We start from the raw sequence: 12706 nt of genomic DNA, 5'->3' as shown, positions 1-12706 counted from the left end.
TTTTTATTCTTTCCCATCAAGCTGAAGACTTTTTCGCACCACCTTATCCAGGAATGACGCAGGGGCGAATCTGAGAATAAAATTCAACTGACCAGCCAGTTTTCCCGCCGTGTAGCGAATCTTTGGACGTGAAGTCTGGGCCGCTTTAACCACCACGTCAGCCACCACCTCCGGACTTTCCGCTTCAGCCATTGCCTTGCTCACCACTTTCGTCAGCTTAGCCCGGATCTGGTCATACTCCTGAAGCCTGGCATCCGGCTCAATATTATTGGCTTCAAACTGTGTTTTCATGTAAGCAGGTTCGATGACAGAAACTCTGATGCCCTGCGTGCGCAGTTCATGATCCAGTGCTCCGGTATACCCTTCCACCGCATGCTTACTGGCCGCATAAAGTGCCACATAAGGCAGCGGAACGATGCCGAGTATCGAACCGATATTGATGATGCGCCCGCTGCCCTGACGGCGCATATAAGGGATCACTGCCCGGCTCAACCTGACGATGCCCAGAAAGTTGGTGTCGAAAATGTGTTTGGCCTGATCGACAGAACTTTCTTCTGCGGCCGCCGGAGCGACCCCAAAGCCCGCATTGTTCACCAGAACATCGATCCGCCCCTCCAGACCCAGCAACTCCTCAATGGCGGCCCCGACAGAAGCGTCGTCGGTCACATCCATCGTCAGTAACGGAAACGGATGTTTTCCCGCCTGTGAACCACGCCGGCTCGTGCCATATACAGTAAATCCAGCGGCTAAAAGTTTACGGGCAGACGCTTCGCCAATACCTGAGGACGCACCGGTAACCAGTGCTACACGTTTTTTTGTCATGCTGAATAAGGCCTTCATGATGTGTTTGAGGTTTCTCATCGCTGATGAGACGACAGGCTGTAAGGGATTTATGCCGGATTTACCGCTGTGCAGAACCGCCGGAAGACCGTTCTGCACAGTGCACCTCATTGATTACTGTGCTTTATATCGCTCTGCGGCTTCATCTTGTTTGATGTCTGAAAGCAGAGCCTGACGCGCGGTATCGAGGGTGTCCCAGCGGGCAGCATTATGTAAAGGCGGGATGGTGACCCGTTCACGGCGGTCAAACCCCACCAGTGCGGCATCCACTAACTCGCCCACTTCCATGAATTTTGCCGAGTTAGTGATGTCGATACCCGCCCGGTCCCAGATTTCCGTATAAGTGCCCGCAGGGAGCACCGCCTGGATATAAATGCCCTTAGCCGACAGCTCGACATTCATTCCCTGAGACAGGAAAAGCACAAAGGCTTTGGTGGCACCGTAAACTGTCATGGCAAATTCCGGGGCGAGTCCGACAATGGAACTGATGTTGACGATCGATCCTTCCCCCGCTTGCACAAAGCGTGGTGCCACGGCGCTGGCCAGTCTGGTCAGGGCGGTGACGTTAAGCGCGATAAGGCTTTCTATCGAATCAGGCGTCTGCTCGGTAAAACTGCCGGACTGCGCGATACCCGCGTTATTAATAAGAATGCCAATCTGCGTGTCATCTCGCAGACGGGCTTCGACCAGGGCTAAATCGCTTGTTTGCGTGAGATCAGCAGGCAAAACATCGACAGAAATGCCATTTTCCTGTCGCAGACGGGCGGCAAGTGTCTCTAATTTTGCTTTGTCGCGCGCGACCAGAACCAGGTCGTGACCCCGGCGGGCAAACCGTTCAGCGTAAACCGCACCAATACCCGTGGATGCGCCTGTAATGAGAACTGAAGCTTTAGTCATAAGTTGATCTTCTTTATTAATGTGTAAACAGAATCCGCAATGTGCGATGTATGTAGGGCTTTACTTGCTGGTCTCCGTCAGCGACGGGTAATCGGTATATCCCGCTGCGCCACCGCCATAAAGGGTTTCAGGATTGAGCGAGGCCAGCGGCGCGCCCGTCTTCAGCCTTTCGACCAGATCCGGGTTGGAGATGAACGGACGACCGAACGCAAACAGATCGGCTTTGCCCTGTGCAAGCTGAGCGCTGGCCAGCGCCAGGTCATAGCCATTGTTGCCGATGTAGGTATTTTTAAAACGCCGGCGCAGGGAGTCGTAATCGAACGGTGAGACGTCACGCGGGCCGCCCGTCGCACCTTCAACCACATGGAGGTACACGATACCTAATGCATCGAGTTGATCAGCGACATAGTCATATTGTGGCTGCGGATCGCTGCATGAAATCGCATTAGCAGGTGAAACCGGTGAAATGCGCACGCCGGTGCGTTCTGCACCAATCTCCTCTTTTACGGCCGCCGTGACTTCTAACAGCAGGCGCGCACGATTTTCGACAGAGCCGCCGTATTCATCAGTACGCTGATTTGCACCATCTTTGAGGAACTGTTCCAGCAGGTAACCATTCGCGCCGTGGATCTCCACGCCGTCAAATCCTGCGGCAATGGCATTGGCCGATGCCTTTCTGAAATCGTCGATAATCCCCGGTATTTCCTGCAACTCAAGTGCACGTGGTTCAGAGACGTCAGCAAATCCGTTGTTCACAAAGGTTTTCGTTTCGGCGCGAATGGCAGACGGCGCGACCGGTGCAGCGCCACCAGGCTGTAAATCGACATGCGAAATTCGTCCTACGTGCCACAACTGTACAAATATGCGGCCGCCCCTGGCATGCACAGCGTCAGTCACTTTGCGCCAGCCATCGATCTGAGCTTGCGTATAGATCCCCGGCGTATCCTGATAGCCCTGCGCCTGTGCTGAGATCTGCGTGGCTTCGGTAATCAGTAATCCTGCTGTGGCACGCTGGGCGTAGTAGGTCGCCGCCAGTTCGCCCGGTACCAGCCCCGCTCCGGCCCGGTTACGTGTCAGCGGTGCCATCACGATGTGGTTGGCCAGTGTTATGGAGCCAAGATCATAGGGTTGAAATAGTGGTGGGTTCGTCATGTTTATTTGCCTGCTAAGTGGTGGGTCAACGTGTCAATATAATGATGATGATCATAATCTATAAAGTCAACCGGTTTGATTATGGTCATCATCAATGTATACTTAAACCCTATTTTTGAGAGAGGCAGGAAAGCATGAAAGTGTCGAAAGAGCAGGTCCGGGAAAACCGGATGCGCATTGTTGAAACGGCCTCAGAACTTTTTCGTGAGCGCGGTTACGATGGCGTGGGCGTGGCGGAACTGATGTCTGCGGCGGGTTTAACCCATGGCGGGTTCTACAAACACTTTGGTTCCAAAGCTGACCTGATGTCGGAGGCGATGAGCTGCGGTTTTAAGCGATCCGCAGAAAGCACGGAAGGTGTGGACCGGGAAAAATTTGTTGAATATTACCTCTCCCGGCAACATCGCGATGACAGGGGAAAGGGGTGTGTGATGTCGGCACTGGGCACTGACACAGCCCGTCAGCCCGCAACAATCAAGGCCACATTTGCGGCCGGGATTGAACGCCAGCTGGCAGTTTTAGTCAATGAAAATAATGGAGAAGGCAGAACGCGTGCCGACCTGATTGACACTATTGCCCATCTTGTCGGTGCGCTGGTGTTATCCCGCGCCTGCCCGGATGATTCGTCTCTTGCTGATGAAATTCTGGAAGTTTGCCGCGCGCGAATTTTGGGGTGAGAAAAATCAAACTCCAGATGCGCCGGTCCAGGCATTTATACCTGTACTTTTACTCATTCGGGCAATGGGAATATTCTCGCGGCCGGTGTTAAAGGACACGGGGTAGAAAGCCTGTGTGAACGCTGGCAATAAAAACATGTTATTAAAAACAGTATTGACACTATTTTAAAAAACCGTAAATTAGCCGTCAACAGCAGTGCAATACGAGCCTGTTGTTTAAGTGAAATAGTGTAATGTAAATAGTTTTAGTTAAGCAGAAAGTGTGATTTCAATAAAGGCCACGAAGTATTTTTGTATGGGATATCCGATGTTGAGAGTCAGTCGTTTTTATAACATCGGTGATGCTTTAAGGCTATGCAGTTGATATATGAAACACACAGTATGAATGACAGTAGTAACGTTAGTGCGACGATGTAAGGCCATGATACAAAAGTAATTGATTGCGATTAATTATCAGGTAGTTTGGGTTAAGTCATCGCAACGAAAGTAAGGCCACGCATCAAAAGTTAATATGTCGCAATGGGGAGTGTACTTGTTTAGATTGCAATGCCTGATGAGTATTCCCGGGGTTGCAGGAAAATTTTAACGGTAAATAAAGGGGGATTTTTTAAGATTAGTACCCGATATTATCTGTGGTAAACGTGTACATTTAAAAGCAGTACCATGAGCAGTAATCATTAGTAAGTCCATTAATGTTAAATGTAAAGTCTGTTGTACCTTAAAAGCCCTGACTGCAATGGTCAGGGCTTTTATTGTTTATGTCTCCATGATCCTTCTTCCTATATCCCCCATTCTGTCTGTTAGCGTTGCAAAACCACAGACCATCATCCGATGACAAGGGTCTGTGGTGAGACTACGCGACAAAAACGCCGTTCATTCATTTTCGCCGGAAACAGGCCCGGCCGGATGTCGACTTTCACTCTGCGGCTGATTGTCAGGACGTATCCTGAACCAGATGGCATACATTGCCGGCAGGAAGACCAGCGTGATGATAGTGCCGCCAAAGGTCCCGCCAATCAGGGTATAAGCCAGCGTGCCCCAGAACACCGAGTGCGTCAGCGGAATAAACGCCAGGATAGCGGCCATCGCCGTCAGTAACACCGGTCGGGCCCGCTGCACTGTCGCCTCCACCACTGCATGGAACGGTGCCAGTCCTTGCTGTTCGTTGTGATGGATCTGCCCTATCAGGATCAGGGTATTACGCATCAGAATGCCCGACAGCGCGATTAACCCTACCAGCGCATTGATGCCAAACGGCTGGTTAAAGAGCAGCAGCGTTGGCACCACCCCAATCAGCCCCAGCGGCGCGGTGAGGAAGACCATCACCATCGCCGACATCGATCGCACCTGCAGGATAATGATCAACAGCGTCATGGCGATCATGATAGGGAACAGCGGTGCCATCGCCTGAGTGGCTTTCCCGGATTCTTCAATCGGCCCGGCCTGCTCAATGCGGTAACCCGCCGGAAGCGTGTCGATGACAGGCTGTAGCTCTTTCATCACTGCCGTGGAGACATCGGGTGGTTGCAGGTTTTCGGCAATATCTCCCCGCACGGTAATGGTTGGCGTACGATCGCGACGACGCAGCACAGGATCTTCCATTTGCACCTCAACCTCTCCGATCTGCGACAGCGGAATGCGCTGACCGGCAGCCCCCACTAAGGTAAAACCGGCGATTTTTTCCGGATCAAGCCGGATATCTCCTGCCGCCCGCCCCATCACCTGCACCGAACGGATATCTTCACGCACCGAGGTGACCGGAACGCCTGAAAGCAGGAACTGAAGCTGTTGCGCGACCGCATTCGATGACAGCCCCACTGCCTGCAGGCGGTCCTGATTGAGCGTGAAATGCAGCGCCGGTACCCGCGGGCCCCAGTCGGTGTTGACAGTTCTCATCATCGGGCTGGCCTGCATCACCTTTTCTACTTTGTCGGCAATTTCGCGCAGTTTAGTCGGATCCGGCCCCATGACCCGGTAGGCCACCGGATAAGGAGAATACGGACCGAACACCAGTTGAGTCACGCGCACGCGCGCTTCCGGTGCCAGCCCTCCGGCCACCGCTTCGCGCAGCCGAAACTTGAGCGTCTCGCGCGCTTCCTGACTGTCCGTCAGTACGACAATTTTCGCAAACGACGGATCGGGCAGCTCTGGCGCCATCGCCAGATAAAAGCGCGGCGACCCTTGTCCGATGTAGGACGTGACGATTTTTGCCTCTTTCTGCTTTTTCAGCCAGGCTTCGATTTTCGCCGTCGTGGCGCTGGTCTGCTCAATCGCGGTGCCATAAGGCATCTGCACTTCAACCAGTACTTCCGGGCGATCAGAGGTAGGGAAAAATTGTTTTTTCACCAGCCCCATCCCGAGAATAGCAACCGTAAAGACGGCAATAACGGTACCGGCGACTATCCACTTGCGCGCGATAACGCGGGTCAGCACCCGGCGAAAACGGTTGTAATGACGGGTGTCGTAAATCGCCGCATGCCCGCCCTCCACTGTTTTGATTTTCGGCAGCATTTTCACGCCCAGATAAGGCGTAAACACCACCGCCACAATCCAGGAAGCAATCAGGGCAATACCGACAATCCAGAACATGTTGCTGGTGTATTCACCGGCAGTGGACTGGGCAAAACCGTTGGGCATGAATCCGACGGCGGTGACCAGCGTGCCTGCCAGCATCGGGGCCGCCGTGTGGCTCCAGGCATAGGCCGAGGCTTTAATGCGGTCGTAGCCCTCTTCCATTTTCACCACCATCATTTCGATGGCGATGATGGCATCATCGACCAGCAACCCGAGCGCCAGGATCAGCGAGCCCAGGGTAATACGGTCAAAGTTTTTGCCGGAAGCCTCCATCACCACAAAGACAATCGCCAGCGTCAGCGGCACCGCCGCCGCAACTACCACACCCACGCGCCAGCCCATGCTGACGAAGCACACCACCATCACCACCAGCAGCGCGACGAAGAATTTGATCATGAACTCGTCAACGGCGGAGCTGATGTTGACTGACTGATCGGTGACCTTGGTCAGGGTCATGCCCAGCGGCATACCCGCATTAATTTTGGCCGTTTCCGCATCCAGCGCCTGGCCTAAATCCAGACCGTTCCAGCCATCCCGCATGACAACGCCCAGCAGCAGTGCCGGTTCACCCTGATTGCGGATCAGGAAGGTCGCCGGATCTTCATAGCCGCGTTCAACGGTTGCCACGTCAGAAAGCTGAAGGGTCCTGCCCTGTGCAACGATGGGCGTTTTTCGGATTTTCTCCAGTTTATCGAAGGCACCGTCCAGGCGGATAAAGACCTGCGGCCCTTTGGTATCAATCGAACCGGCGGGCGTCAGGACGTTCTGGCTGTTGAGGGCGGAGAAAATATCCTGAGGCGAAATGCCCAGCGTGGCCAGCCGGTCATGCGAGAACGAGACAAAGATGCGTTCAGCCTGTTCGCCAATGATATTGACCTTCTTGACGCCGGGCACATGCAAAATTCGCTGACGCAACGCTTCCGCATCCCGGGCCAGCAGCCGCTGTGGCTCCCCTTTCGCCTTCAGCGCAAAGAGCGCAAAGGTCACGTCGGAGAATTCATCATTGACCATCGGCCCGATGACGCCTGCCGGCAGGTTTTTGGCTTCATCACCGAGCTTCTTACGCGCCTGATAGAACTCTTCCTGCACCTGTGAAGGCGGCGTGCTGTCCTGCAGCGAAAGCATGGTAAAAGCCAGACCGGGACGCGTATAGGTTTCACTGCGGTCATACCACCTGAGCTCCTGCATACGCTTTTCCAGCGGTTCAGCCACCTGATCCTGCATCTCCTGTGCGGTGGCACCCGGCCAGGCAGAAATAATGGTCATCTGCTTGACGGTAAACGGCGGGTCTTCAGCCCGTCCCAGTTCAAAAAACGAAAGAATACCGGCCACGGTGATCAGGATAATAAGGAACAGTGTGATTGAGCGCTCACGCACGGCAAGCGCTGAAAGATTGAATCGACCCCCGCTCATGGCTGGCTCCCGGCGACGCTGGCCTTGCTCTGCTCAGCCATGCGTACGGCCTCACCCTCATGCAGCAGATGCGCTCCCAGAGCGACGACCTGTTCACCCGGCTTTAAGCTCCCGGTCACCCTTGCCGCATCGTCACCCAATCCCAGTACCTGAACGGGCCGCCATGACACTTTGGCGGGCTTACCCGAAATCTCCCAGACACCCGGCCCTTTGCCCGGATCATAGATGGCCGCTAAAGGCACCTGCAGCACCTGCCCCGGTAATTTATCTTCTGCTATGTGGAGAGTCACCGTGGATCCCAGAGGTGCACCTGCCAGTGCCCCCTCAAGCACATATCTCGCCTCAAAGGTGCGTGTTACCGGATCAGCCGCATCGGAAAGGAGCCGCAGTTTCGCAGGAACTGACTGTTTACCCGTGCCGTACAACGTGGCCTCGGCCTCGCTTGCGGGAGCCGGACGTAACGTCTCAGGCAACTGCACGATGGCCTCGCGCTGCCCTGCTCTGGCCAGCCGGACCACCGGTTGCCCGGCACTGACAACCTGACCGGGTTCCGCCAGCGTATCCATGACCACGCCGTCAGCGTCGGCCAGCAGTACGGCGTAACCCGTGGCATTTTGTGCCACATTGGCCTGTGCCTGAGCCGCACTGAGTTCAGCTTTGGCTGTGTCTGCCGCGGCCTTTATCTGATCGTAGGCCGATGCCGACACGGCGCCTGCGGCGACCAGGCCGCGATAACGCGCCTCGTCATCAGTGGTTTGTTTTGCACGGGCCCGTGCAGCCGCGACAGCCTGTTGCTGAGCCTGTGCCTGCAGGCCCAGGTCAACGGGATCCAGACGCATCAATGGCTGGCCGCGTTTAACGGTCTGACCGGTATCGACCAGACGTTCAAGGATTTTGCCCTGCACTCTGAAACCGAGGTCGCTTTGGATCCGGGCGACAACAATGCCGGTAAAGGCGCGGGAGACATCCACCGCACTCACTACGGTCGCAGACCTGACCAGAGGAGGCTGAGTACGGGGATCGTCGGTGCCAGCAGAGTCACCGCAGGCCACAAGGGCAAGCGGCAACAGGCAAACAGCAAAGGTGGCAGGATTAAGCCTGAGCATGGGTTCCCTTAATTGAGTTAACAGGACAGTAACCGCATTCTCAGACTAGTGACCAATAATGTCAATAGTCACCACTCAGGGTGACAGACTTCTCAGTATCAGAGAGGACAGCAGCGCAGCCGCAGCCGGTGCCGTTTCCAGATTGTATTGCAACTGAACCGGGCTGATGTAAGGCCGCATGACCAGATATAGGGCGTGCGCCGCCTCATCCAGCGGTGTTTTTCGTTCAAACTCTCCCGCCTGCCGCCCTTCAACAATGATGTGCTCAATCAGTTGTCGCAGACGCGCTTCATGAGCCTCTGCCGACGGCCAATTATCCCGCGCCGCGACGGCTGCAATGTCGTAAAGCTTGCGATCGTGAAAAAACAAATCACTGCCGGCTTCAGTCAGTGCACGGAATAAACGCCGTAATTTTTCAGAGGCCGACGGGGCATCTGCAATCGCTGAATTGACAATCGCCATGATCATCTCCAGCCGGTTGCTGCAGATCACTTCGCCGATAGCCTGCTTGGAATCGAAGAATTTATAGATATAGGCTTTGGAAAAACCTATCGCTTTTGCCAAATCGGATACGGTGGTTTTTTCATAACCAAAATGCCCGAAATGCTCTGTCGCAGCGTCCACAACCTGATCGCGGACGCTGTGATCCGATGGCCCCCGTGGGGAATGTACATTTATGTGCTTAGTCATTTTTCCAGCTTAGCTCAATGAGCCCTGATTGACAACGAGTGACCATTTGGTAATGTAGTCACACTTACAAATTGACTCAAGGTATTTGCATGTTCCCCCAACGTACCCTTGCACTGGTCGTGAGCAGTGTTTTACTGGCGGGTTGCACAGTCGGGCCGGATTACCATCGCCCGGATGCGCCACTTGCGGAACACTATCAGGCTCAGTCTGCCGTCCGGGAAAGTCGCGCATCCCGGCCAGCCAGTTTTGCCGTCTGGTGGGACGGTTTCGACGATCCCCTGTTAAGTCAGTTCGTTACCGACGCCCTGGCGCAGAATCTCGATCTCGCGCAAGCCACCGCCCGCATGACACAGGCCCGCGCAGGACTGAGCACCGCCACAGCAGCATTGTTACCGTCGGGGAACATCAGCGGGCAAGCGGCACGCGCGTATCAGTCGGCCGAAACGCCGCTGGGTCAGGTTCTCAGCGCAACGCCGGATTATAATCGCTACGGCAACAGCTATGAAACCGATCTCAACGCAAGCTGGGAAATTGACGTTTTCGGGGGGCTGCGCCGCGACCGCCAGGCTGCACTGGCTGACTATCAGGCCTCTGAAGCAGGTGTCGCCGCGACCCGACTTGCCGTCGCGGCTCAGACTGCCGATATCTATATCACCCTGCGCGGATTACAGGCCCGGCTGGCCATCGCTGATAAACAGGTCAGTACGCAACAGGAACTGCTGGAAAAGGTCCGGCTCCTCCACAGCAAAGGACTGGCTCCCGAATATCAGGTTCGCCAGACCGAAGGGGAACTGGCGCAGGTTCAGGCAACCGTCCCGGTTCTGCGCACAGGGCTGGATGCTGCCATGAATGCATTAGACGTTATGCTCGGTACGCCGCCCGGCACTCATCGCCCTCAGTTAATGTTGCCGGGTGCTATTCCGCAGGCTCCGCAGATAACCTCAACGGGCACACCTGCCGACCTGCTGCGCCGCAGGCCCGATATTATTGTGGCAGAACGTCATCTTGCTGCCTCGAGTGCGCGCATCGGCGTGGCGGTCAGTGAGTATTATCCGAAGTTTTCACTCAGTGCACTGCTCGGCAGCGCAACGGCAGTGTCGGGCGACAACCTGTTCTCCGGCGGTGCCAGTCAGTCGGCAGGCTTGCTGGGTCTGCGCTGGCGGCTTTTCGATTTCGGTCGTATCAACGCCCGGATAGACCAGGCGAAAGGCCAGGAAGCGGAAGCACTCGCCGCCTATCGCCTGTCGGTATTACGCGCCACCGAAGACGTCGAAAATGCCTTCTCCGCCCTGATCAATCGTGAAACACAGACAGCAATGCTGGCCCAAGGCGAATCCGCGCTGGCCAGCGCCCGCCAGTCATCTTTCATCGCCTACCGGCAGGGAACGGCCAGCCTGACTGACGTCCTTCGTAATGATGAAACCCTGTTACAGGCTTCCGACGCCAGGGCACAGGCTCAGACAGAATCGGCACGCGCCGCTGTCGCGACGTTCAGGGCGCTCGGAGGAGGCTGGCAGCCGCCAGACAAAAACTTACCCCTGACTTACCCCTGAATGAAAAGGGGCGATGATAAAACCTAAACCTGTTGTGCAGGCCGGGGGGTGCCATGGCTTATCCGAAATGTCACCCGCTGGGGGTGGTTGACTGACACTAAATATTCAACCGGTTGATGAAAACGATCAGCAATCACCCCGCGATACACCAGAGCAGGACTATTGGGTTGTGCGTTTAATAACGCCTGTTCTTCTTCATTCATGATGGTCACCCGGAGAGTGCCTTCGTCTGAAACACCTAAAACACCGTAATTTTCTGCCAGAAGACGATACAGCGATCCGTTCTGCTCAAGCATCTCAGCGGTCAGCTCAGGAATAATCGCTCTTGGCAGATAGCTGGTTTCCAGACAAAAAGGCTCACCGTCAGCGAGACGCAGGCGTTTGATCATCACCAAAGGGTCGCCCGCCTGAATTTTTAATAACGCGGCAATACGGGAGCTGGCCTGAGCCTCCTGAAAATAAATCAACCGGCTTCCCGGTACCGCACCATTTAATTCCGTGATTTTGCTAATGCCATGCTCAATCGCCTGTGTCAGTGGCCGCTCAATGGTGGTCTCCGTCAGCCATGTTCCCTGATTCCCCCGCCGTTCCAGAATTCCGCCAGTGACAAGCTCATCTGTAATTTTCCGCAAGGTCATCCTGCTGATACCTAACAGGACTGACAGCTCACGTTCTGCCGGAATTTGATCGCCTTCGCTGAATTCCGTGTTTAATAAATTCAGCAGTGCCTGTCTGGCCGCCAGATAGGCCTTGCGCGGACGGCGTTTACTTTCACTCAGTTCTGTCATGGTCTGTTTTATAGCCCAATAAAATTAAAGAACAGAGGCTATTCTAGCCAATGAGTCGTTGATCTGTCACCGGAAATATCAGACACCGAACAATCACTGACAATAACTAACCAGACCACATCACCATAACTTATTATTATAGTTGATTAAATTTATTAAAGTGATTGCGTATCCTGACCGGCGGGCGTATATCTTTCATGGTACATTTTACGGTATATTTAATGGGAGTGAATGATGAAAAAAGCGCTTGTCCTATTTTCCATTGGCCTGGCTATGACGGGGCTTTCCTGTCATGCATCAGCACAGCAGCAAATCCGGTTTGGTACTGATGCGACGTTTCCGCCCTTTGAGTTTAAAGCTGCGGATGGCAGCCTGCAGGGGTTTGATATTGACCTGGGTAATGCGATTTGCGCTCAGCTCAGGGCGAAATGTATTTGGGTTGAAAACGGATTTGATGGCCTGATCCCTGCGCTCCAGGCGCGTAAATTCGATGCCATTATTTCGTCATTGTCGATTACAGATGAACGTAAAAAAGCGATCAACTTCTCCGATAAATTATTCAACACACCGGCATATCTGGTCGCTTCAAAAGACAGCGGTCTCAAACCGCTGGCCGAATCTTTGCAGGGTAAGCGTGTGGGCGTACAGCAGGGCTCAGTATTCGAAGCCTATGCAAAGAAACACTGGCAATCACAAGGGGTTGAACTGGTTTCCTATCCCGCAGCAGAGGCAGTTTACGCCGATTTAGTCGTCGGTCGTCTGGACGCCACGCTGGACGATGCGACGGTGGTCACCACCGCGTTGCTGGACAAACCCCAGGGAAAGCATTTCAGCCTGATTGAACCGCAGGTAAAAGATGATGCCATTTTTGGTCCGGGCACCGGTATTGGCATTGCGAAGCAAAATAGTGAGCTGCTGGAACAACTCAACGGTGCGATTAAGGCGATACGCAAAGACGGCACCTACGACCGGCTGGCTAAAAAATATTTCAATTTCAATGTGTACGGTGAGTAATT

The 12706-nt window shown here is 54.4% G+C and carries 10 protein-coding genes; 3 read left to right on the top strand and 7 right to left on the bottom strand.

Annotated features, from left to right (window positions below):
• Positions 1 to 3: 3 nt before the first annotated feature.
• The 3 genes from RAHAQ2_RS08170 to RAHAQ2_RS08160 all read right to left on the bottom strand — a co-directional run bounded on the left by RAHAQ2_RS08170 (position 4) and on the right by RAHAQ2_RS08160 (position 2889).
• On the bottom strand, positions 4 to 822 hold the full coding sequence (locus tag RAHAQ2_RS08170; protein WP_037038835.1) for an oxidoreductase: 819 nt from the start codon (positions 820 to 822) through the stop codon (positions 4 to 6).
• 132 nt (positions 823 to 954) lie between these two features.
• Positions 955 to 1737, bottom strand: a complete 783-nt coding sequence (locus RAHAQ2_RS08165) for an SDR family NAD(P)-dependent oxidoreductase (RefSeq protein ID WP_015696768.1) — start codon at positions 1735 to 1737, stop codon at positions 955 to 957.
• A 60-nt stretch (positions 1738 to 1797) separates the two neighbouring features.
• The gene (locus tag RAHAQ2_RS08160) at positions 1798 to 2889 is read right to left on the bottom strand and encodes an alkene reductase (RefSeq protein ID WP_015696767.1); all 1092 of its coding nucleotides are present in this window, start codon (positions 2887 to 2889) and stop codon (positions 1798 to 1800) included.
• A 134-nt stretch (positions 2890 to 3023) separates the two neighbouring features.
• Here RAHAQ2_RS08160 and RAHAQ2_RS08155 point away from each other — a divergent pair, with 134 nt between their 5' ends.
• Positions 3024 to 3566, top strand: coding sequence for a TetR/AcrR family transcriptional regulator (locus RAHAQ2_RS08155; protein ID WP_015696766.1), 543 nt, complete (start codon positions 3024 to 3026; stop codon positions 3564 to 3566).
• 873 nt (positions 3567 to 4439) lie between these two features.
• Here the strand turns inward: RAHAQ2_RS08155 and RAHAQ2_RS08150 are convergent.
• From RAHAQ2_RS08150 to RAHAQ2_RS08140, 3 genes are all read right to left on the bottom strand, one after another.
• Entirely contained in the window at positions 4440 to 7553 is a 3114-nt protein-coding gene (locus RAHAQ2_RS08150; protein WP_015696765.1) for an efflux RND transporter permease subunit, read from the bottom strand.
• Positions 7550 to 8659, bottom strand: coding sequence for an efflux RND transporter periplasmic adaptor subunit (locus RAHAQ2_RS08145; protein WP_015696764.1), 1110 nt, complete (start codon positions 8657 to 8659; stop codon positions 7550 to 7552). Before RAHAQ2_RS08145 ends, RAHAQ2_RS08150 begins: the two co-directional genes overlap by 4 nt.
• Before the next feature lie 75 nt (positions 8660 to 8734).
• On the bottom strand, positions 8735 to 9349 hold the full coding sequence (locus tag RAHAQ2_RS08140) for a TetR/AcrR family transcriptional regulator (RefSeq protein WP_015696763.1): 615 nt from the start codon (positions 9347 to 9349) through the stop codon (positions 8735 to 8737).
• Between the two features lie 89 nt (positions 9350 to 9438).
• Between RAHAQ2_RS08140 and RAHAQ2_RS08135 the strand changes: the two genes are divergently transcribed.
• Positions 9439 to 10902, top strand: a complete 1464-nt coding sequence (locus RAHAQ2_RS08135) for an efflux transporter outer membrane subunit (protein ID WP_015696762.1) — start codon at positions 9439 to 9441, stop codon at positions 10900 to 10902.
• Between the two features lie 23 nt (positions 10903 to 10925).
• Here the strand turns inward: RAHAQ2_RS08135 and RAHAQ2_RS08130 are convergent, their stop codons facing one another.
• A complete protein-coding gene (locus RAHAQ2_RS08130; protein ID WP_015696761.1) occupies positions 10926 to 11690 on the bottom strand; it encodes a GntR family transcriptional regulator in 765 nt (254 codons plus the stop codon).
• A gap of 234 nt (positions 11691 to 11924) precedes the next feature.
• Here RAHAQ2_RS08130 and RAHAQ2_RS08125 point away from each other — a divergent pair, with 234 nt between their 5' ends.
• Complete coding sequence (locus tag RAHAQ2_RS08125; protein ID WP_015696760.1) at positions 11925 to 12704, top strand: ABC transporter substrate-binding protein; 780 nt, start codon at positions 11925 to 11927, stop codon at positions 12702 to 12704.
• Positions 12705 to 12706: the final 2 nt, after the last annotated feature.

Source organism: Rahnella aquatilis CIP 78.65 = ATCC 33071, assembly GCF_000241955.1.
Lineage (GTDB): Bacteria > Pseudomonadota > Gammaproteobacteria > Enterobacterales > Enterobacteriaceae > Rahnella > Rahnella aquatilis.
This window is presented reverse-complemented; position numbering and strand designations above follow the sequence as displayed.

Coding starts and splice junctions, on each gene's coding strand:
- RAHAQ2_RS08170 (WP_037038835.1), bottom strand. CDS start 822: ATGACAAAAAAACGTGTAGCACTGGTTACCGGTGCGTCCTCAGGTATT.
- RAHAQ2_RS08165 (WP_015696768.1), bottom strand. CDS start 1,737: ATGACTAAAGCTTCAGTTCTCATTACAGGCGCATCCACGGGTATTGGT.
- RAHAQ2_RS08160 (WP_015696767.1), bottom strand. CDS start 2,889: ATGACGAACCCACCACTATTTCAACCCTATGATCTTGGCTCCATAACA.
- RAHAQ2_RS08155 (WP_015696766.1), top strand. CDS start 3,024: ATGAAAGTGTCGAAAGAGCAGGTCCGGGAAAACCGGATGCGCATTGTT.
- RAHAQ2_RS08150 (WP_015696765.1), bottom strand. CDS start 7,553: ATGAGCGGGGGTCGATTCAATCTTTCAGCGCTTGCCGTGCGTGAGCGC.
- RAHAQ2_RS08145 (WP_015696764.1), bottom strand. CDS start 8,659: ATGCTCAGGCTTAATCCTGCCACCTTTGCTGTTTGCCTGTTGCCGCTT.
- RAHAQ2_RS08140 (WP_015696763.1), bottom strand. CDS start 9,349: ATGACTAAGCACATAAATGTACATTCCCCACGGGGGCCATCGGATCAC.
- RAHAQ2_RS08135 (WP_015696762.1), top strand. CDS start 9,439: ATGTTCCCCCAACGTACCCTTGCACTGGTCGTGAGCAGTGTTTTACTG.
- RAHAQ2_RS08130 (WP_015696761.1), bottom strand. CDS start 11,690: ATGACAGAACTGAGTGAAAGTAAACGCCGTCCGCGCAAGGCCTATCTG.
- RAHAQ2_RS08125 (WP_015696760.1), top strand. CDS start 11,925: ATGAAAAAAGCGCTTGTCCTATTTTCCATTGGCCTGGCTATGACGGGG.